The organism is Luteimonas flava (assembly GCF_036584485.1).
In the GTDB taxonomy this organism is placed as follows: Bacteria; Pseudomonadota; Gammaproteobacteria; order Xanthomonadales; family Xanthomonadaceae; genus Luteimonas; species Luteimonas flava.
This window is the reverse complement of record NZ_JAZHBM010000002.1, coordinates 886,937-905,856: the sequence shown is the minus strand read 5'-3', so window position 1 is coordinate 905,856 and position 18,920 is coordinate 886,937. Positions and strand designations below refer to the sequence as shown.

Here is an 18,920-nt window from a genome sequence, read left to right as displayed (position 1 = left end):
TGTGCCCGCGCCGCGTCGCCCGCATTGCAGCGCGCTTTCAGGCCCATGACAGTCGCGGCATCGGCGCCGGTGCGCTTAACCGCAGCGCAATCCTGGGCAGGGCACAATGCAATTCCGCGGCCGGCGCTGTATCATTTCGGCCCATCTTTTCATCCGAATATAGGGATATAGGCCTGATGTCCAGCTATCTCTTCACCTCCGAGTCGGTCTCCGAAGGCCACCCGGACAAGATCGCCGACCAGATTTCCGATGCCGTCCTCGACGCGATCCTCGCGCAGGACAAGCGCGCCCGCGTGGCGTGCGAGACCATGGTCAAGACGGGCGTGGCGATCGTCGCCGGCGAAGTCACGACCAGCGCGTGGATCGATCTGGAAGCGCTGACCCGCAAGGTGATCCTCGACATCGGCTACAACAGCTCCGACGTCGGCTTCGACGGCGAGACCTGTGGCGTGCTGAACCTGATCGGCAAGCAGTCGCCCGACATCAACCAGGGCGTGGACCGCAAGAACCCCGAGCAGCAGGGTGCCGGCGACCAGGGCCTGATGTTCGGCTATGCGACCAACGAGACCGACAGCTACATGCCGGCCGCGATCCACCTGTCGCACCGCCTCGTCGAGCGCCAGGCGCAGATCCGCAAGAAGAAGAATTCGAACCTCTCGTGGCTGCGTCCCGACGCGAAGTCGCAGGTCACGCTGCGCTACGAGGACGGCAAGGCGACCGCGATCGATGCGGTGGTGCTGTCGACCCAGCACGATCCGGGCGTCAAGCAGAAGGACCTCATCGAAGCCGTCCGCGAAGAGATCATCAAGCCCGTGCTGCCGGCCAAGTGGCTGCACAAGGGCACCAAGTTCCACATCAACCCGACCGGCAAGTTCATCATCGGCGGTCCCGTCGGCGACTGCGGCCTGACCGGCCGCAAGATCATCGTCGACACCTACGGCGGCTGGGCGCGCCACGGTGGCGGTGCGTTCTCGGGCAAGGACCCGTCGAAGGTCGACCGCTCGGCCGCGTACGCCGCTCGTTATGTTGCCAAGAACGTCGTCGCGGCCGGCCTCGCCGACCGTTGCGAAGTGCAGGTGTCCTACGCGATCGGTGTCGCCGAGCCGACCTCGATCTCGGTGACGACCTTCGGCACCGGCAAGATTCCGGACGACAAGATCGAGAAACTGATCCGCAAGCATTTCGATCTGCGCCCGTACGGCATCATCCAGATGCTCGACCTGATCCACCCGATGTACCAGCAGACGGCGGCCTACGGTCACTTCGGCCGCAAGCCGAAGGATTTCAGCTACACCGACGGTGCCGGCAAGTCGCAGAACGCGACGTCGTTCTCGTGGGAGAAGACCGACCGCGCCGACGCGCTGCGCGCGGACGCGAAGCTGAAGTAAGGAATCGGGCTGCGGCGTCTGCCGCGACGGCGTCACCTCCGGGAACGGGCCGCACATGCGGCCCGTTTCTCATTGGGCGTTCCCCATGCCATCACCCGTTGTGCATCGCGGAGTTCGCATGCTATCTGTGCAGTGCAGCACAGATCCGCCCGCGTACTGCCCACGGAGCCTGTCACCCGATGCCGCCCAGCTTTGACGAGATGCACGATGCCGACGGGCATGTCCGCCCGCACTATCGCGGCTTCGACGACTGGCTGCAGGCCACGCCCGACGAACAGGTCGCGCACAAGCGGCGCGAGGCGGAAATCTCCTTCCACCGCGTGGGCATCACGTTCTCCGTCTACGGCGAGGAATCGGGCAACGAACGCCTGATCCCGTTCGACATCGTGCCGCGCGTGTTGCCGGCGCACGAGTGGAGGATGCTCGAAGCCGGCCTGCGCCAGCGCGTGCACGCACTGAACCTGTTCCTGGGCGACATCTACGGTGACCAGCGCATCCTGCGCGACGGCCGCATCCCCACCGAACTGGTGCTCGACAACAGCGAGTACCGCAAGGAAATGCAGGGCCTCAAGGTCGCCTGCAACACCTACTCCCATGTGTCGGGTATCGATCTGGTGCGCGCCGGCGACGGCGAGTACTACGTGCTCGAAGACAATCTGCGCGTGGCCTCCGGCGTGTCCTACATGCTCGAGAACCGCCGCATGATGGCGCGGCTCACGCCCGAGCTGTTCGCGCGCCAGCAGATCGCGCCGGTCGAGCGGTATCCCGATGCCCTGTTCGAAGTGCTGCGCCAGTGCGCGCCCGCGAACGTGGACAACCCGGTGGTCGCAGTGCTGACGCCGGGCGCGGCGAACTCCGCCTATTTCGAACACGCGTTCCTCGCCCAGCAGATGGGCGTGGAACTGGTCGAGGGCGCGGATCTGTTCGTGCAGGGCGACATGGTCTACGCGCAGACCACGCGCGGCGCGCAGCGCGTGCACGTGATCTACCGCCGCATCAACGACGACTATCTCGACCCGACCGTCTTCCGCCCCGAATCGATGCTGGGTGTGCCCGGCCTGTTCGGCGCCTACCGCGCCGGCAACGTCACGCTGGCGAATGCGCCGGGCACCGGCGTCGGCGACGACAAGTCGGTGTACCCGTACGTGCCGGAGATGATCCGCTACTACCTCAGCGAAGAGCCGATCCTGCACAACGTGCCGACCTGGCAGCTGCGCAACAAGGACGACCTCAAGTACACGCTCGAACATCTGCCCGAACTCGTGGTCAAGGAAGTCCACGGCGCCGGCGGCTACGGCATGCTGGTCGGGCCGGCGTCGACGAAAGCGGAGATCGAGGAATTCCGCGCGCGCATCCTCGCCGATCCGGGCAACTACATCGCCCAGCCGACGCTGTCGCTGTCGACCTGCCCGACCTACGTCGAGAGCGGCCTCGCGCCGCGCCACATCGATCTGCGGCCCTACATTCTCAGCGGACGCCGCATCCACGTGGTGCCCGGCGGCCTGACCCGCGTCGCGCTGCGCGAGGGCTCGCTGGTCGTGAACTCGTCGCAGGGCGGCGGCACCAAGGACACCTGGGTGATGGAGGCATGAGCCGCGCGATGCCCACCTGCCCCGGCGCCCGCGCCCGCACACACACGTCCAACGGCGCGTCGCGTGCCGGCCATCCGAACAGGCGCTGACCCATGCTCTGCCGCACCGCGAACGATCTCTACTGGGTGGCCCGCAACATGGAGCGCGCCGAGAACACCGCGCGCCTGCTCGACATGGCCCAGCGCATCGCACTGCTGCCCGAGCGCCTGGACCGCGGCAAGGCGCAGGCGGCGCCGTGGCGTCGCGCGCTCGACTCGCTGGGCTCGGCGCAGGAGTTCGAGCAGGCGCACGGTCGCATCGATGCCGAGAGCGTCGTCCAGCATCTGCTGCTCTCGCCCGACAATCCCGGCTCGATCTACTGCTGCCTGCGCGCCGCGCGCGAGAACGCACGTGCGCAGCGCGTCGCGATCACCGCGGAGATGTACGAAGACCTCAACAGTTCATGGCTGGAGATCCGCCGCTTCGACGGCGCGCGTCTGCGCCAGGACGGCCTGAGCAGCGCGCTGGAGTGGGTCAAGACCCGTTCGGCCGCGTTCCGCGGCATCACCATCGGCACGCTCGGGCGTGGCGAGGGCTACCAGTTCCTGCAGATGGGCGCTTTCATCGAACGCGCGGACTGGTCGATCCGCCTGCTCGACATGATCAGCAGCGACGAGGAACTGCCCGAGACCGGCGAAGCGCGCGATGCCACGCAGTATTTCCAGTGGAGCGCGCTGCTGCAGGCGCTGTCGGCGTTCGAAACCTACCGCCGGCTGTATCGCGAATCGGTCAGCCCGGCCGGCGTCGCCGCGCTGATGCTGCTCAACGACGACAACCCGCGCTCGCTGCAGACCTGCGTCGGCGCGATCCATCAGATTCTCCAGCAACTGTCGGGCGGCGAATCGCTGGAAGTCGCCCGCCAGGCCGGCGCACTGGCCGCGCAGGCGCGCTACGCGCACATCGACGAGATCATCGCCGGCGGCCTGGAACCGTGGCTGCAGGACACGATGTCGCGGCTGTCGAAGCTCGGCGACGAGATCCACCGGCAGTTCATGACCACCGGCGCGGCGCCCGTCGCACCACCGGTCATGCGCCAGTCGCAATGGCAGCGCAAGTCCTGAGCTGTCACTGCCCGTCATCGCGGGGCACAATGGCGCCTGCAATTGCGCTGTACCGCGACATGACATGACCTACTGCATCGGACTCAACCTCGACGAAGGCCTCGTGCTGGCCTCCGACTCGCGTACCAACGCCGGCGTGGACCACATCCGCCGAGCGGGCAAGATGCGGGTCTTCGCCCAGGACGGCGAACGCGTGGTGGTGACGCTGTCGTCGGGCAACCTCTCGCTGACGCAGAACGTGCTCAATCTGCTCGAGCATCGCGCCCGCCACGAACCCGAACGCATCGGCATCCTCAACGCGCAATCCATGTTCCAGGTGGCGCAGGTGGTCGGCGATGCGATGCGCGAAATCCGCGGCCGCGACGAGGCCTACCTGCGCGACGGCGGTATCGATCCCAGCGGGTCCTTCATCGTCGGCGGCCAGATCGCCGGCGAGGCGCCGCGGTTGTTCCTGGTGTATTCGGAAGGCAACTTCATCGAGAGCGCCGGCGAGACGCCGTTCTTCCAGACCGGCGAGATCAAGTTCGGCAAGCCGATCCTCGATCGCGTGATCAACAGCCACACCGATCTGGTCACCGCGACCAAGTGCGCGCTGGTGTCGTTCGATTCGACGATCCGCTCCAACCTCTCGGTCGGCCCGCCGATCGACCTGCTGGTCTACAGGCGCGACAGCTTCAAGGTCGAGATCCAGCAGCGCTTCGAGGACGGCGACGCGTATCTGCAGTCGATCCGCAATCACTGGAACGACAGCATGCGGCGCGCGGTCGCGGAGTTGCCGTCGCCGGAGTGGGCTTGATCTGAGCGGTCTGGTCGCGCTGGTACGTCGTGTTTCAACCCGGGCCGAACCCGAAATCAAGAGACCCGTGTCTTCCCGTCCCCCTTGGGGGAAGGTGCCCGGAGGGCGGATGCGGGTGATTTAGACGGCTTCTATGTAGAGCCCCGCCCTCACCCGACGCGCTTTGCGCGTCGACCTCTCCCGGAGGGAGAGGTGTCCGGCTGCTGCCGACTATTACTTTACGCGCAGAAAGGCCCAAAGCCCGCTCGAAAGAAGTCGTCAAGCGTGAGACGTGAAGCTCCAACCTTTTGATGCTCAGCGCGCCGCGTCTTCCGCCGGCCGATTCTTCACGTACGTGTCGAGCCAGGCATTGGTCTCGTAGAGCATGTGCAGGATCGATTCGCGCGCGCGGTAGCCGTGCGATTCCTTGGGCAGCATCACCAGACGCGCGTTGCCGCCGAGGCCCTTGATCGCGGCGAACATGCGCTCGCTCTGCATCGGGAACGTGCCGGAATTGTTGTCCTCTTCGCCGTGGATGAGCAGGATCGGATCCTTGATGTCGCCGGCGTAGTTGAACGGCGACATCTGCAGGTAGGTCTCCTGCGCCTGCCAGTAGTTGCGTTCCTCGGCCTGGAAGCCGAACGGGGTCAGCGTGCGGTTGTAGGCGCCGCTGCGGGCGATGCCGGCGGCGAACAGGCGCGAATGCGCGAGCAGGTTGCCGGTCATGAAGGCGCCGTAGGAATGCCCGCCGATCGCGACGCGACGACGGTCCGCGACGCCGCGGCGTACCGCTTCGTCGATCGCCGCTTCGGCGCTCGCCACCAGCTGCTCGATGTAAGTGTCGTTGGGTTCCGCAGTGCCCTCGCCGATGATCGGCATCGACACGTCGGCGAACACCGCATAGCCCATCGCGAGAAACGCCTGCGGCCCCCAGTAGCCGATCGCGTTGAAACGGTACGGCGAATCGGTGACCTGGCTGGCGGCATCGGCGGATTTGAACTCGCCCGGATACGCCCACATCAGCATCGGCAGCGGGCCGTCACGTTTGGCGTCGTAGCCGGCCGGCAGGTACAGCGTGCCGGTGAGATCCACACCGTCCTTGCGCTTGAAGCGCACGAGTTCCTTCTGCACGTCGCGCAGCTGCGGCGTCGGATGTTCGAACGCGGTCAGCGGCACCGGATCCGCGCCGTCGGCGGCGGCCTGCAGATTGCGCACGACGTAGTTCGCCGGCTCGGTCTGGGTTTCGCGCGAGGTCAGCAGGCGCGTCGCGTCGGCGTCGAGCACCGCGCTCGGCGATTCGTAGTACGGCGCCTGCGAATGGAACAGCCGCGTGGTGCTGCCGTCGGCGAGGTTCTGGCGATCGAGGAACGGGCGGTCGCCCTCCTCCGATGCGCCATCGCCGATGCGGTAGATGCTGTTGCCATCCGACGCGATCAGCAGACGGCTGTTGCCGGTCGCATCGGGCATGGTCACCGCCATACCCGGATCGGCGTAGCGATCCTCGTAGGAGCCGTCGCGCACCATGACCGCGTCGCCGCCATCGGGCTGCAGGCGCCATTCGCGGATGCGCCGCGTCTTCCACCAGTATTCGGTCAGCAGCGCGAGATCGCCGCTGCCCCACTGCATGCCGGCGTAGCGCATCGAGAGTTCGGCCAGCACCTGCGGCTGCCCGCGGAACGGTGCGGCCTGCATGTAGACGATGTCGCGCACCGCGACCTCGCGCGCCGGATCGCCACCATCCTGCGCTTCCACCCACGCGAGCGTGGCCGGCGCGTCGCTGCGCCAGGCCACCGAACGCTTGCCGGTGGGCACCGCATCGTTGCCGACCGGCAGACCTTCGACCAGAGGCAGCGTGGCGACGGTGTGCTGGATCTTGCCATCCAGACCGACGACTTCGATGCGCCGCGGGAAGCGCGTGTACGGCACCAGATACGAGAACGGACGATCGATCTGCTGCCGCAGGATGTGACGGCCATCGGGCGACATGGTCGCGCTGGTGGTCAGGCCTGGCGCGCCGATCGGCGACACGGTGCCGTCAAGCGCGACGCGCGCGAGCTGGCTGGTCATGTAGTGCGCGAACACGCGTGCGTCCTGCTCGCTGCGCAGCAGATCCTGATAGGTGCGCAGCTGCTGCACCGTGCCGCCGGCGCCGGTTTCCTGCACGTTCGGACCGGCGGGAATGCCGTCGTCCTGCGGCAGCTCGCCCTGCCCGGCCGGTCGCAGGCGCACCAGCAGACCGGCGCTGTCGGGCATCCATTCGAAGCCGTTGCCGACCACGGCATTGAGCGGTTGCGCGAGCAGACGGCGCGCCTGTCGCGTGGCCACGTCGACGATCCACAGCTGCACTTCGCCGGCACGCACGTCGACCTGGCTGAAGGCGATGTGGCGCTGGTCCGGCGACCACAGCAGCGAGGCCAGCGACAGCGGCTCCGGCAGGCCGGCGATGCGCTGTTCGTCGCCGCCGTCGACCGGCTTGAGCCACAGGTCGGTGACGAACGAGGCGCGGCTGGTCGAATACGTCTTCGGATTGATGCGGATGCCGCCGAGCTTGAGCTCGGGCTGCGAGACCTCGGCGATGCTGGGCAGCGCCGGCGTCTGCAGGAATGCGGCCAGATCGCGCTGCGGGCTCAGCAGCAGCCGCGGCGGACGCGGCGCATCGACGATCGCCTGCAGCGCTTCGGGCGGCAACCGGTAGCCGGTATCGGCCGACGCGGCCGTGCTCTGACCCGCATTCGCGCCTTGCGCGAGCACGGGTGCGCCCCAGGACAGGCTCGCGACGAGCAGCGTGGCGGAGACGACGATGGAGAGACGGCGGCGGGCGATCGTGGAAGACATCGGCAGGCGATCCGGAAGCACACGGGTCGTCGAGCATAACCGCCGAGTCGGGCGCAGCCGCCGTCTGCGGGACGGGACCGACGGGACTTGCGCCGCAGCGCGGCTTCCGTCAGGCGATGCGCGTGTCCACGACGCTCAAAAAAACGGGGCCGCCCGAAGGCGGCCCCCAAACCTGACATCCAGTCGATGCCAAACCGTGCAGCGGATGAGGGCGTGTCACCCTTCCCCGAGCAGGCTCGGGGATGGGTGACACGCCCTATTGCACCTGCACATCCGCATCGATACGTGCGTAGCTGTCGTTGGCGACGTTGCCGTCGGCGCCTGCGGAAATGGTCTGCAGACGCGCGGCGAAGCCGTAGGGATCGCCGCCCAGGTTGCGGGCGAGCGAGACGGCGAAGTCCATCGTGTCGTTGACCGGATTGCCGCTGTAGTCCTCGACGAGCACGCGCAGATCGCTGTGCGCGCCGCCGATGCCCTGCCCGCCCTCGACCGTCGCGCGGGTCTGGCCGATCAGCGCTTCGAGCTGCGATTCGCTGAAGGTCAGCGTCACCGTGTCGCCCGCACCGACCGGACCACCGCCGTCGAATCCGCCGGTCAACGCCCAGTTCAGCAGATCGGCATTGGCCTGTTCTTCGCTGGCCTCGTTCCTGCCGAGGATGTTGCGCTCGAACCAGTTGTAGGACGGTCGATCGGTGCTGAGTTCGAACGCGTAGCTGCGCTCGCTCGGCAGTTCGTTGCCGGCGGCGTCGAAGCGTTGCTCGATCGTCAGCGGCACGTTGCTGCCGTAGCTCAGATCGGTGGTCAGTGCGCGCGAGCCGTCGGCGTATTCCACCTGCACGGTGCTGCCGAGATTGGCCTGGCCGCCGAGCGCGATGCTGAGCTGGTCGAAGCCGGCGCGCAGCTGGGTCTGCGACGAGTAGTCGATGCGCGAGATCGTCGCGACGTTGTCGACGCCCGGTGTTGCATGCGCGACCTGACCGGTCGCGTTGAAGTGCGCATACGCGGCCTGGCCTTCGACGCTGGAAATGTCGAACTCGGCCGTCTGCAGGGTCGCGCCATGCAGCTGGTCTTCGCGGCCCGCCATCACCGACAGGTCGCCCGCGCGCAGGCCGACGCCGTTGAACGCATTGATCGTCTCGGTCGGGCCTGTGGTCACGCGCACGGTGTCCGCATCCACGCGCTCGACGGTGTAGCTCACGCCGTCGGACGCCTTGATGTTGGTCTCCGTTCCGATCATGCGGAACGAGCCGGACAAGGCGGTTTCGGCGAACGCGCTGCTGTCCAGGGTGACACTGCCGCCGACCGGGATGGTCGTCGGATCGAAGGGATTCACGGCCGCCGCCGCTTCGACGGTCTGGCCTTCGCCCGGCAGCGTGACCTTGTAGGTGGACTCGAAACCGGTCGCGGCGCTCGCCTCGACCTCGGCGCCGCCGCGGCCGCCTGCGTTCGCTTCGCCCGACACGCTGATCTGCGAACCGGTGGTGACCGAGAACGACGTCGTGCCGTCGCCCTGGCTTTGCTGGAATTCGACGGAAGACTCGCTGGACACGCTGATCGACGCCCCACGGCTGCTCGCCGGCGCGCCCTCGGCGCGATTGTTGCCGAGCTCGACTTCCTGCTCCGCGGTGAGCTTGACCGTGCGGCTGTCGGGCTGCCAGGTGATGCTGCCGTCAGCGGCCTTGGCGCTGACTTTGACGTCGGTGGTGGAATGGTTCGCGCTGCCGCCGTCGATGTCGCCGCTGGCGCTCATCGGCGAGGCCGGAATCTCGATCACATCGCCAGGCTGGATCGCATTGCCGCCCTGCGCAGTGGGCGAAACCAGCTGCGGATTGGCCGCGTGGATCGCCTCGGGGCTGACCATGTAGCGCTCGGCGAGCGTCGCGACGGTGTCGCCGGCCACCACGTTGTGCCGCGTGGGATCGAGCGTCGGGGTGGGCAGGGTCGGTGCAATGGAGCCGCCGCCATCATGTACGTGCATGTTCAAACGCGTTGCCTCGTCCTGTTCATGGGAGCCACGCATCCAGCGCGGTGCGGACATGGTCTTGCATGCGGACGAAAGCGACCTACTGGGGTAAACCCGAGGTCGTCGCCGCAGCCTGAATCCACGTTCATACCGACGGCTTCGATCGGCGCGGTTGCCGGCTCCGGCAGCAGGCCGTCAGTCACACGCCTGCGATAGAATGGGGGTCGCCTCGCCGAGGGGCGCTGCGACCGTGGACTGCACGGCCAGGCTCGGCGCGGTGTCCTGTGAACGGCGCCCGTAATCGCGAATGCGCGTGGCGCATTCCACTACGGAGCCTGCTATGAACGCACAGCTGAAGACCTTCTCGACGGAAGGCGATTACAAAGTCGCCGACATCACGCTCGCCGACTGGGGCCGCAAGGAACTCGACATTGCCGAGCACGAGATGCCGGGCCTGATGTCGATCCGCAAGAAGCACGCCGCCACCCTGCCGCTCAAGGGCGTGCGCGTGACCGGTTCGCTGCACATGACGATCCAGACCGCGGTGCTGATCGAAACCCTCAAGGACATCGGCGCCGACGTGCGCTGGGCCTCGTGCAACATCTTCTCGACCCAGGACCACGCCGCCGCCGCGATCGCCAAGACCGGCACGCCGGTGTTCGCGTGGAAGGGCGAGACGCTGGAGGAATACTGGGACTGCACGCTCGACGCGCTGAGCTTCCCCGACGGCAAGGGCGGCCTGATCGGTCCCGAGCTGGTCGTCGACGACGGCGGCGACGTGACCCTGCTGATCCACAAAGGTTATGAGCTCGAAAAGGGCGACGAGAGCTGGGTCAACAGCACCGGCGGCAGCCACGAAGAGCAGGTCATCAAGGCACTGCTCAAGCGCGTGCGCAGCGAGCGCCCGGACTTCTGGACCCGCACGGTCGCCGAGTGGAAGGGCGTCTCCGAAGAGACCACCACCGGTGTGCATCGCCTGTACCAGCTGGCCCAGGCCGGCACGCTGCTGGTGCCCGCGATCAACGTCAACGACTCGGTCACCAAGTCGAAGTTCGACAACCTCTACGGCTGTCGCGAATCGCTGGCCGACGGCCTGAAGCGCGCGATGGACGTGATGCTGGCCGGCAAGGTCGCCGTGGTCTGCGGCTACGGCGACGTGGGCAAGGGCTGCGCCGCGTCGCTGCGTGCCTACGGCGCGCGCGTCGTCGTCACCGAGATCGATCCGATCTGCGCATTGCAGGCGGCGATGGAAGGCTTCGAGGTCAACACGATCGAGTCCACGCTGGGCCGCGGCGACATCTACGTCACCACGACCGGCAACAAGGACATCATCACGGTCGAGCACATGCAGGGCATGAAGGACCAGGCGATCGTCTGCAACATCGGCCACTTCGACAACGAGATCCAGGTCGACGCGCTCAATGCGCTCAAGGACGTCGAGAAGATCAACATCAAGCCGCAGGTCGACAAGTACGTGTTCGGCAACGGCAACGCGATCTTCCTGCTCGCCGACGGCCGCCTGGTGAACCTCGGCTGCGCCACCGGCCACCCGAGCTTCGTGATGTCGAACTCGTTCGCCAACCAGACCCTCGCGCAGATCGACCTGTGGGCGAACAAGGACCGCTACGAGAACAAGGTGTACCTGCTGCCGAAGCAGCTCGACGAAGAAGTCGCGCGCCTGCATCTCGAGAAGATCGGCGTGAAGCTGACCACGCTGTCGAAGGAACAGGCCGACTACATCGGCGTGCCGGTGGAAGGCCCGTTCAAGCCGGACCACTACCGCTACTGATCGACCCGCTTCTGCGGATGCGACACGGAACGGGCGCCGAAAGGCGCCCGTTTTTCGTTTGGCGACTGCCAGACTGAGTTACGGCCGCCAGTTCGCATTCCGCTCCCAGAAGTCCACACTGCGCCGGTAGGCCTCGCGATCCAGCGGCACACCAGAACCGCCCTCCTCCACGCCGAGTGCGTTGCGCAGCATCGTGATCGGGGCCATCGGAATCTCTTCCGGCTCGGCGGTGTAGATGCAGCCGACGATGCCCCAGTCCGCATCGATCGGCGAGCCTTCCTTCGCGAGCTGTTCGGCGCTGTAGAGGATCACGACGAGATACTCGGCACGTGGTGACTCCACGCCTTCGAACCAGCGCACCAGCACCGGCAGTTCCGCGCTGTTGCGCGCTTCGTAACCCGAGCGCAGCAGGTGCCGGTTGGCGTCGGTGATCGGCACCGTCAGGCAGCGCGTCGAGGTCCAGTTGCGATGCACGTGCAGCTTGCAGAACGGCGCGTAGCCGTCGAGCACGGCGTGCGGCGTTTCACTGTTGAGGTGCGCTTCGAACTGCGCGGGCGTGATGTCCTGGATGGTGTTGCCGCGCGGCGTGCGCGGGAACAGACGCGGGCGGGCGAACGGCGTGAGAACGATGGACATCGGCGGGTCGCATGCGGGGCGCGACAGGGTAACGCGCCTGCACCGCGCAAGAAAAAGGCGGGCCTCGCGGCCCGCCTGTTCGTTTGGATCACAGTGCCTGCGTGCGCCGGTCGAGCTCGGCCTCGTCCGGGCCTTCATCGGGGCCGTGCAGTTCGTCGTTCGCCGCCGGCGGCTGGCCATCGCCGACCGCGGCGCCCGGCACTTCGTGATACGGCAGCTGCAGCACGCGGCTGGTCATGCCACGGATGCGGTTGGTCAGCGCGACATCGGTGTTGAGCGTCTGGCCGAACGACGGGACGATCTGCGCGATGCGTTCGCGCCACGGGCCGTCCATCTGCGCCGGATAGGCCTTGCGCATCACGTCGAGCATGATCTTCGGCGACGTCGACGCGCCCGGCGACGCACCCAGCAGCGCAGCGATGCTGCCGTCGGCATCGGTGACGATCTCGGTCCCGAACTGCAGGATCGCGCCCTTCTCCGGATCGCGCTTGATCACCTGCACGCGCTGACCTGCGGTCACCAGACGCCAGTCGGCGGGCTGCGCGCCCGGATAGTACTTCTGCAGTTCAGCCATGCGATCGGCGTCCGACAGGCGTGCCTGGCTGATGAGATAGCCCACCAGATCCCGGTTCTCCGCACCCACGCGCATCATGCCGGCGACGTTGTGGTTGTTGACCGAGGAGAACAGGTCGAACCACGAGCCGTGCTTGAGGAAACGCGTGCTCTGCAGCGCGAACGGGCCGAACAGCAGCACCGGCTTGCCGTCGAGCATGCGCGCATCGAGATGCGGCACCGACATCGGCGGCGAGCCTTCTTCCGCCTTGCCGTAGGCCTTCACCTCATGCTGCGCGGTGACGGCCGGATTGTCGGCAGCGAGGAACTGGCCACCGACCGGGAAGCCACCGTAGTTCGCGGCTTCCGGGATGCCCGAGTGCTGCAGCATCGTCAGTGCGGCACCGCCGGCGCCGACGAACACGAACTTCGTCCGGATCGAGCGCGTCGTGTCGCTCGCCAGATCGTGCACCGCGACGGTCCAGGTGCCGTCGTCATTGCGCTGCAGCTTGCGGACTTCGTGACGCAGATGCAGGCCGAAGTTCGGGCTGCGCTCGAGCGCCTGGGTCAGCTGGCGGGTGATCACGCCGAAATTGACGTCGGTGCCGAGCGGCATCCAGGTCGCGGCGATCCTCTGCGCCGGATCGCGCCCCTGCATCATCAGCGGCGCCCACGCGGCGATCTGCTTCGGATCTTCCGAGTACGCCATGCCGTTGAACAGCGGCTCCTTCGACAGCGCAGCGTGGCGCCGGCGCAGGTAATCGATGTTCGCGTCGCCCCAGACGAAGCTCATGTGCGGGGTGGCGTTGATGAATTCACCCGGCGCGCCGAGACGGCCGGCTTCGACCTGGTGCGACCAGAACTGGCGCGAGATCTCGAACTGCTCGGCGATGTCGACCGCACGCGAGGTCTCGATGCTGCCGTCCTCGCGCTCGGGCGTGTAGTTGAGTTCGGCGAACCCCGAATGTCCGGTGCCCGCGTTGTTCCAGCCGTCCGAACTTTCGAGCGACACGCCATCCAGGCGCTCGTACATCTCGATGCGCCAGTCGGGCTCGAGTTCCTGCAGGTACGTGGCCAGCGTGACGCTCATGACGCCGGCGCCGATCAGCACCACGTCCACGGGCTCGGCGTTGTCCGGCTCGGGCGGCGCGCGTTCGAACAGCGGCCAGTAGAGAAACAGTCCGGCGGCGATCGCCACCAGCACGACGAGGCCGACGAGGGCCTTGAGGAATTTTTTCATGACGGGATCCTTGGGGGAGGACGCCGGTCGGCGGCCAGGACCGTCGAGGGGCACGGCCCGGCAAGGGGCCGGGCGACCGGCCAATTATAGGTCCGGCGCGCGTGGAGCCGGCGGGAAGGCGTGTTCCACGCAGCGAAGTGGCGTGCGGGTCTTCGCTTTCATCGCGATCAAGCGATACAATCAAGGCACTCCGCCGTCGCAGGCCGCGCATGCTCCCGCTCAGCTTCGAGTTCTATCCGCCCAAGACCGACGACCAGCGCAGCCAGCTGGACCGCACTGCGAAGAAGCTCGCCGTGCATGCGCCCGAATACGTGTCGTGCACCTTCGGGGCCGGCGGCTCGACGCTGAGCCACACGCCCGAGACCGTGCGCCGGCTCAAGCAGCAGCACGGTCTGGACGCGGCCCCGCATCTGTCCTGCGTGGGCGGCAGCCGCGCGGAGATCCGCGAGCTGCTGAAGCTCTACCGCGCGATCGGCTGCAACCGCATCGTCGCGTTGCGCGGCGATCTGCCGTCGGGCATGGGCCAGCCGGGCGATCTGCGATACGCGGCCGATCTCGTCGCCTTCATCCGCAGCGAATTCGGCGACCATTTCCGCATCGAGGTCGGCTGCTATCCGGAGATCCACCCGCAGGCCGACGACGCGCGCGCGGACCTGCGTCACTTCAAGGCCAAGGTGGACGCCGGCGCGGACGCCGCGATCACGCAGTACTTCTACAACGCCGACGCGTACTTCCATTTCGTCGACAGCGTGCGCCGCGCGGGCATCCAGATTCCCATCATTCCCGGCATCATGCCGATCTCGAATTTCAGTCAGCTGCGCCGGTTCTCGGAAGCCTGCGGCGCCGAGATTCCGCGCTGGATGCAGCGACAGATGACCGCGCACGGTGACGACGCCGATGCGATCCGCGAACTGGCGACGGAGGTGGTCACGCGCCTGTGCGAACGCCTGATCGCGGGCGGCGCGCCGGCGCTGCATTTCTACACGCTCAATCTGTCCAAGCCGACCCAGGCCGTCCTCGCGCGCCTGTCCTGACCGCCGCGCCCGGCGCCACTGTCGTCATCACCTGCCAGCCGCTAGGCTGCGCCGATGCCCCGCCACCCCGTCCCCGCCCTGCTGTTGACCGCCTCGGCGATCGCGGCCGTGTGTGTGCCGTCGAGCGCCTCGGCGCAGGTGCGTCGCTGCACCGCGCCCGACGGCGGCACGATCTACACCGATCGGGCCTGCTCTGCCGTCGGTGCCACCACGAGTACGCCACGACGCGGTCCCGCGCCGTCCGCCCTGCCGCGGATCGGCTGCCAGCGCCAGCTGCGCGGGCTGATCCAGGAACTGAGTTTCGCGATCGACCAGCGCGACACCAATCGCGTAGCCGGGCTCTACCACTGGCAAGGCCTGAGCCACAGCGGCGGCTACCAGATCCTCGAACGCCTCGACGCGATCGCGCAGCGGCCGTTGGTCAACATCACCGCGCAGCGTCCGGCGCAGACCGTGGTCGCGCAGGAGCGATCGGGCTTCACCGGCTGGGTCAGCGCGCGTGACATCCCGACCGCGGCGCCGGAGCGTCCACCGACTTCGCTGCGGATCGACCAGACCGGCGCGAGCGGCGGCGGCACGGTGACGACAGTGTTCGGCCTCCGCCGGCATCTCGGCTGCTGGTGGGTGAGCCTCTAGACAACCGGGGGGCGGCGCGCGTTCCTAGCAGTCGTCTTCAGCCCGCCGGCATCGACGGCCGCTCGGGGCGGAACGACAGCGTCGCCACGACGCCACGCACCGCGCCCGGCACCACCCGCACCTGCCAGCCGTACAGCGCGCACAGACGGCGCACGATCGACAGGCCGATGCCGCCACCCTGCGAATGCTCGGCATGCGTGCCGCGATAGCCGCGCTCGAACAGTCGCGCGGCATCTTCCGCGCTGAGGCCCGGACCGGAATCGGCGACTTCGACGGTGTGCTCGCCCAACCGCACGACCACCTCGCCTTCGAGCGTGTACTTGATCGCGTTGCCGACGAGATTGCCGAGCGCCACGGTCACCGCGGCTTCGGGCGCATCGACGACCAGCGGCTGCGCGCCGGCCTCGAGCCGCAGCGTCAACGGTTTGCCGGCCAACTGGCCGCGATGCGCGTCGAACAGCTGCTCCACCACGCGGCCGACGTCAGTCGCGCCGTGCCCGCGTTCGTTGCGGGAGAGCAGCAACAATGCGCTGATCAGATCGGTGCACTGCTGTTCGGCACGCTGGATGCGTTGCAGTCGCGTGCGGGTCTTGTCGTCGAGTTCCGGGCGCGACAGCAGCAGTTCGACCGCGCCTTTGATCACCGCCAGCGGCGTGCGCAGTTCGTGGCTGACGTCGGCGTTGAACTCGCGGTCGCGCTGCACGACTTCGGTCAACCGGAATGCGTAATCATCGAGCGCGCTCGCGAGCTGGCCGACTTCGTCGTCCGGAAAATGTGGCGCCAAGGCCTCGGGCGTCGACGAGTCGCCGGAACTGCGCAAGCGGTTCGCCAGCGCCGACACCGGACTCATGACCCGCGCGGCCGACCACCAGCCGATCAGCAGCGACAACAGCGAGACCAGCACCACCGAGCCGAAGATCGCGCGCTGGAACTGCGTCGCGCCGCGCATCGTCTCGCTCATGTCGTAGGCGAGGAAGAACCACTCGTCGGGCGTCTTGCGCACCGCGAGCTTGTACATGAAGGGGGTGCCGTCCTCGTCGACGCCACTGAGGTTGTGGATGCCGTCGCCGAGTTCGTACCAGTCGGGCTGATCGCGGCGCAGTTCCTGGAAGCGGTCGCGCTTGATCACGCGCGCACGGATCTGCTCCAGCGGCACAGCGGGATTGCGCGCCGGATCGACGTAGTACCGCCGGGCGTACTCGTCGATGTTGCGGTTCATCAGGTCTTCGACCAGCGTGTTCTCGACGCGGTCGCGCGCTTCCTGGGTCAGAAACGCGAACAGCGTCGTGAGCCCGAGACCGAGCAGCACGAACGACAGGATGATGCGACTGCGCAGACGCCGCCGGTAACGACGGCGCCCGCGCGTGCGGGCCGGTCGGCCCTGGCTGGGCTCAGGTGGCCGCATCGGGAACCGCGATGCGGTAGCCGATGCCGTGACGGGTCTGGATGTACGGCGTGTCGAACGGCTTGTCGATCACCGCACGCAGGCCATGGATGTGCACGCGCAGCGAGTCCGAATCGGGCAGCTCTTCGCCCCAGACGCGGGTTTCCAGTTCCTGCCGCGTCACCACCGCCGGCGAGGCTTCCATCAGCGACTGCAGGATCTTCAGCGCGGTCGGATTGAGCTGCAGCAGCTTGCCGCCGCGGCGCACTTCCAGCGTGTCGAGGTTGTACTCGACATCGCCGACGTCGAGCACGCGCGTGTGCGTGCCCTTGCCGCGACGCGACAGCGCATTGAGGCGGACCTCCACTTCCTGCAGCGCGAAGGGCTTGACCAGATAGTCGTCGGCGCCCGAATCGAAACCGGCGAGCTTGTTGTCGAGACTGTCGCGCGCGGTGAGCATCAGCACCGGCGTCTGCTTGCGCGCGTCGTTGCGCAGCTTGCGACAGACCTCGAGGCCGTCCATACCCGGCAGATTGAGATCGAGCACGATCGCGTCGAAATCGTGGACCACAGCCAGATGCAGGCCGGTGACGCCATCGGCGGCGAAATCGACGGTATGCCCGCGGTCTTCAAGATAGTCGCCGAGGTTGGCGGCGATGTCCTGGTTGTCTTCGATGACGAGGATGTGCATTGGGTGTCCTTGGCGTCGCGCCCGATCGGACGCATACGGTGAATACGGGTCTGCGCCGGATGATGGCACAGCGCTGCGATGCTTCCACGACGACCGTCGTCATCGCGCATACAAACCGGTCCGGCGCGCCGGCGCTCGAGGCACGTGCCCAGGCTGTCGACTGCCGTTGCCGGGACGGGACACAAAAAGACCCGGGCGGAAACCGCCCGGGTCGAAGGAGTGTTGCCCCGATTGCCGTCATCCGCTGCGGCCCCGGTTGCCCGGGACGGAGAGAGCGCGAGCGCATTCCGGATGTGCAGATTAGAGAGGCCGCCGTCGAAATCCGGAAAAAAAACGTTCAAGTTCCGTTCGGAATCGCACGCCGTGCGCGGCGGGTCGGCGGCTTCGCCGCGACGTGGGCCGAGAGGTACTCGATGATGCCGCCGGCGATGTCGTCGCTGGTGGCTTCCTCGATGCCTTCCAGGCCCGGTGAGGCATTGACCTCCAGCACCAGCGGACCACGCGCGGAGCGGATCAGATCCACGCCTGCGATGCCGAGACCGATGACCTGCGCCGCATGGACGGCCGCCGCGCGTTCTTCCGGGGTCGTCTCCACCGGGCTGGCCGTGCCGCCGCGGTGCAGGTTGGAGCGGAAATCGCCCGGCGGCGCCTGTCGCTGCATCGCGCCGATCACCCGATCGCCGACGACGAAGCAGCGCAGGTCCGCGCCCTGTGCTTCGGCGATGAATTCCTGCATCACGAAACTCGCGTACAGCCCACGCAGCGCTTCGACGACGCCCCGAGAGGCCGACGGCTTCTCCGTGAGCATCACGCCCGCGCCCTGGCTGCCCTCGTTGAGCTTGATGACGTGCGGCGGCGGGCCGAGCATCGCCAGCAGATCATCCGTGTCGTCCGGGTTGTCGCCGAATACGGTGACCGGCAGGCCGAGCCCTTCGGCGGCGAGCAGCTGCTGGCACAGCAGCTTGTCGCGCGCGCGCGCGAACGCCGCCGACGGATTCGGCGCGAACGTGCCCATCAGTTCGAACTGGCGCAGCACCGCGTTGCCGTAACGGGTGACCGACGCCGCGAAGCGCGGGATCACCGCGTCGTAGCCGACCACCGGTTTGCCCTTGTAGCGCATCGAGAACCCTTCGCTGCTGATGCGCATGTAGCAGCGCAGCGGATCGAGCACGCGCACGGTGTGCCCGCGCACGCGCGCGGCCTCGACCAGGCGCCGGGTGGAATAGAGCTTGGTGTTGCGGGAGAGGATCGCGAGCTTCATCGAATCACCGGACGGGCGCACAGCGAAGAGAGACGGACCACCAA

At 67.4% G+C, this 18,920-nt stretch carries 14 protein-coding genes and 1 riboswitch; of the genes, 7 read left to right on the top strand and 7 right to left on the bottom strand.

Annotation, left to right across the window (positions count from 1 at the left end; genetic code table 11):
• The first annotated feature begins 176 nt into the window (after positions 1–176).
• The 4 genes from metK (at position 177) to V3391_RS11070 (ending at position 4,876) form a co-directional block, all read left to right on the top strand.
• Positions 177–1,388: a methionine adenosyltransferase gene (gene metK, locus V3391_RS11085; RefSeq protein WP_332078467.1), complete on the top strand. Its 1,212-nt coding sequence runs from the start codon at positions 177–179 to the stop codon at positions 1,386–1,388.
• A gap of 179 nt (positions 1,389–1,567) precedes the next feature.
• A complete protein-coding gene (locus V3391_RS11080; protein ID WP_332078466.1) occupies positions 1,568–2,980 on the top strand; it encodes a circularly permuted type 2 ATP-grasp protein in 1,413 nt (470 codons plus the stop codon).
• Between the two features lie 92 nt (positions 2,981–3,072).
• Complete coding sequence (locus V3391_RS11075) at positions 3,073–4,080, top strand: alpha-E domain-containing protein (protein WP_332078465.1); 1,008 nt, start codon at positions 3,073–3,075, stop codon at positions 4,078–4,080.
• Between the two features lie 64 nt (positions 4,081–4,144).
• On the top strand, positions 4,145–4,876 hold the full coding sequence (locus tag V3391_RS11070; RefSeq protein ID WP_332078464.1) for a proteasome-type protease: 732 nt from the start codon (positions 4,145–4,147) through the stop codon (positions 4,874–4,876).
• A 294-nt stretch (positions 4,877–5,170) separates the two neighbouring features.
• On the opposite strand, the gene V3391_RS11065 is transcribed toward V3391_RS11070, so the two are convergent.
• Positions 5,171–7,690, bottom strand: a complete 2,520-nt coding sequence (locus tag V3391_RS11065; RefSeq protein WP_332078463.1) for a S9 family peptidase — start codon at positions 7,688–7,690, stop codon at positions 5,171–5,173.
• Positions 7,691–7,946: 256 nt separating this feature from the next.
• The gene (locus V3391_RS11060; RefSeq protein ID WP_332078462.1) at positions 7,947–9,668 is read right to left on the bottom strand and encodes a LysM peptidoglycan-binding domain-containing protein; all 1,722 of its coding nucleotides are present in this window, start codon (positions 9,666–9,668) and stop codon (positions 7,947–7,949) included.
• Positions 9,669–9,881: 213 nt separating this feature from the next.
• A riboswitch (S-adenosyl-L-homocysteine riboswitch) is annotated at positions 9,882–9,957 on the top strand.
• Positions 9,958–9,993: 36 nt separating this feature from the next.
• On the opposite strand from V3391_RS11060, the gene ahcY reads away from it, so the two are divergent.
• Positions 9,994–11,442 (top strand): adenosylhomocysteinase, encoded by a 1,449-nt coding sequence (gene ahcY / locus V3391_RS11055; protein ID WP_332078461.1) that lies wholly within the window; start codon positions 9,994–9,996, stop codon positions 11,440–11,442.
• A gap of 78 nt (positions 11,443–11,520) precedes the next feature.
• Here the strand turns inward: ahcY and V3391_RS11050 are convergent, their stop codons facing one another.
• Positions 11,521–12,078, bottom strand: coding sequence for a DUF3228 family protein (locus V3391_RS11050; RefSeq protein ID WP_332078460.1), 558 nt, complete (start codon positions 12,076–12,078; stop codon positions 11,521–11,523).
• An 88-nt stretch (positions 12,079–12,166) separates the two neighbouring features.
• Positions 12,167–13,870, bottom strand: coding sequence for a malate dehydrogenase (quinone) (gene mqo / locus V3391_RS11045; RefSeq protein ID WP_332078459.1), 1,704 nt, complete (start codon positions 13,868–13,870; stop codon positions 12,167–12,169).
• Positions 13,871–14,079: 209 nt separating this feature from the next.
• Here mqo and metF point away from each other — a divergent pair, with 209 nt between their 5' ends.
• On the top strand, positions 14,080–14,904 hold the full coding sequence (gene metF, locus V3391_RS11040) for a methylenetetrahydrofolate reductase [NAD(P)H] (RefSeq protein WP_332078458.1): 825 nt from the start codon (positions 14,080–14,082) through the stop codon (positions 14,902–14,904).
• 54 nt (positions 14,905–14,958) lie between these two features.
• Positions 14,959–15,540 carry a hypothetical protein gene (locus V3391_RS11035; RefSeq protein ID WP_332078457.1) on the top strand — a complete coding sequence of 194 codons (582 nt, stop codon included), beginning with the start codon at positions 14,959–14,961 and terminating at the stop codon, positions 15,538–15,540.
• Between the two features lie 37 nt (positions 15,541–15,577).
• Here the strand turns inward: V3391_RS11035 and V3391_RS11030 are convergent, their stop codons facing one another.
• From V3391_RS11030 to rimK, 3 genes are all read right to left on the bottom strand, one after another.
• On the bottom strand, positions 15,578–16,945 hold the full coding sequence (locus tag V3391_RS11030; protein WP_332078456.1) for a sensor histidine kinase: 1,368 nt from the start codon (positions 16,943–16,945) through the stop codon (positions 15,578–15,580).
• Entirely contained in the window at positions 16,932–17,615 is a 684-nt protein-coding gene (locus V3391_RS11025) for a response regulator transcription factor (RefSeq protein ID WP_159678036.1), read from the bottom strand. The genes V3391_RS11030 and V3391_RS11025 overlap by 14 nt, the downstream gene beginning before the upstream one ends.
• Positions 17,616–17,952: 337 nt before the next feature.
• A complete protein-coding gene (gene rimK, locus V3391_RS11020; protein WP_332078455.1) occupies positions 17,953–18,876 on the bottom strand; it encodes a 30S ribosomal protein S6--L-glutamate ligase in 924 nt (307 codons plus the stop codon).
• Positions 18,877–18,920 lie beyond the last annotated feature (44 nt).

Bases quoted from the DNA above. Each gene is read 5' to 3' on its own strand.
- metK (WP_332078467.1), top strand. From the start codon at position 177: ATGTCCAGCTATCTCTTCACCTCCGAGTCGGTCTCCGAAGGCCACCCG.
- V3391_RS11080 (WP_332078466.1), top strand. From the start codon at position 1,568: ATGCCGCCCAGCTTTGACGAGATGCACGATGCCGACGGGCATGTCCGC.
- V3391_RS11075 (WP_332078465.1), top strand. From the start codon at position 3,073: ATGCTCTGCCGCACCGCGAACGATCTCTACTGGGTGGCCCGCAACATG.
- V3391_RS11070 (WP_332078464.1), top strand. From the start codon at position 4,145: ATGACCTACTGCATCGGACTCAACCTCGACGAAGGCCTCGTGCTGGCC.
- V3391_RS11065 (WP_332078463.1), bottom strand. From the start codon at position 7,690: ATGTCTTCCACGATCGCCCGCCGCCGTCTCTCCATCGTCGTCTCCGCC.
- V3391_RS11060 (WP_332078462.1), bottom strand. From the start codon at position 9,668: ATGCACGTACATGATGGCGGCGGCTCCATTGCACCGACCCTGCCCACC.
- ahcY (WP_332078461.1), top strand. From the start codon at position 9,994: ATGAACGCACAGCTGAAGACCTTCTCGACGGAAGGCGATTACAAAGTC.
- V3391_RS11050 (WP_332078460.1), bottom strand. From the start codon at position 12,078: ATGTCCATCGTTCTCACGCCGTTCGCCCGCCCGCGTCTGTTCCCGCGC.
- mqo (WP_332078459.1), bottom strand. From the start codon at position 13,870: ATGAAAAAATTCCTCAAGGCCCTCGTCGGCCTCGTCGTGCTGGTGGCG.
- metF (WP_332078458.1), top strand. From the start codon at position 14,080: ATGCTCCCGCTCAGCTTCGAGTTCTATCCGCCCAAGACCGACGACCAG.
- V3391_RS11035 (WP_332078457.1), top strand. From the start codon at position 14,959: ATGCCCCGCCACCCCGTCCCCGCCCTGCTGTTGACCGCCTCGGCGATC.
- V3391_RS11030 (WP_332078456.1), bottom strand. From the start codon at position 16,945: ATGCGGCCACCTGAGCCCAGCCAGGGCCGACCGGCCCGCACGCGCGGG.
- V3391_RS11025 (WP_159678036.1), bottom strand. From the start codon at position 17,615: ATGCACATCCTCGTCATCGAAGACAACCAGGACATCGCCGCCAACCTC.
- rimK (WP_332078455.1), bottom strand. From the start codon at position 18,876: ATGAAGCTCGCGATCCTCTCCCGCAACACCAAGCTCTATTCCACCCGG.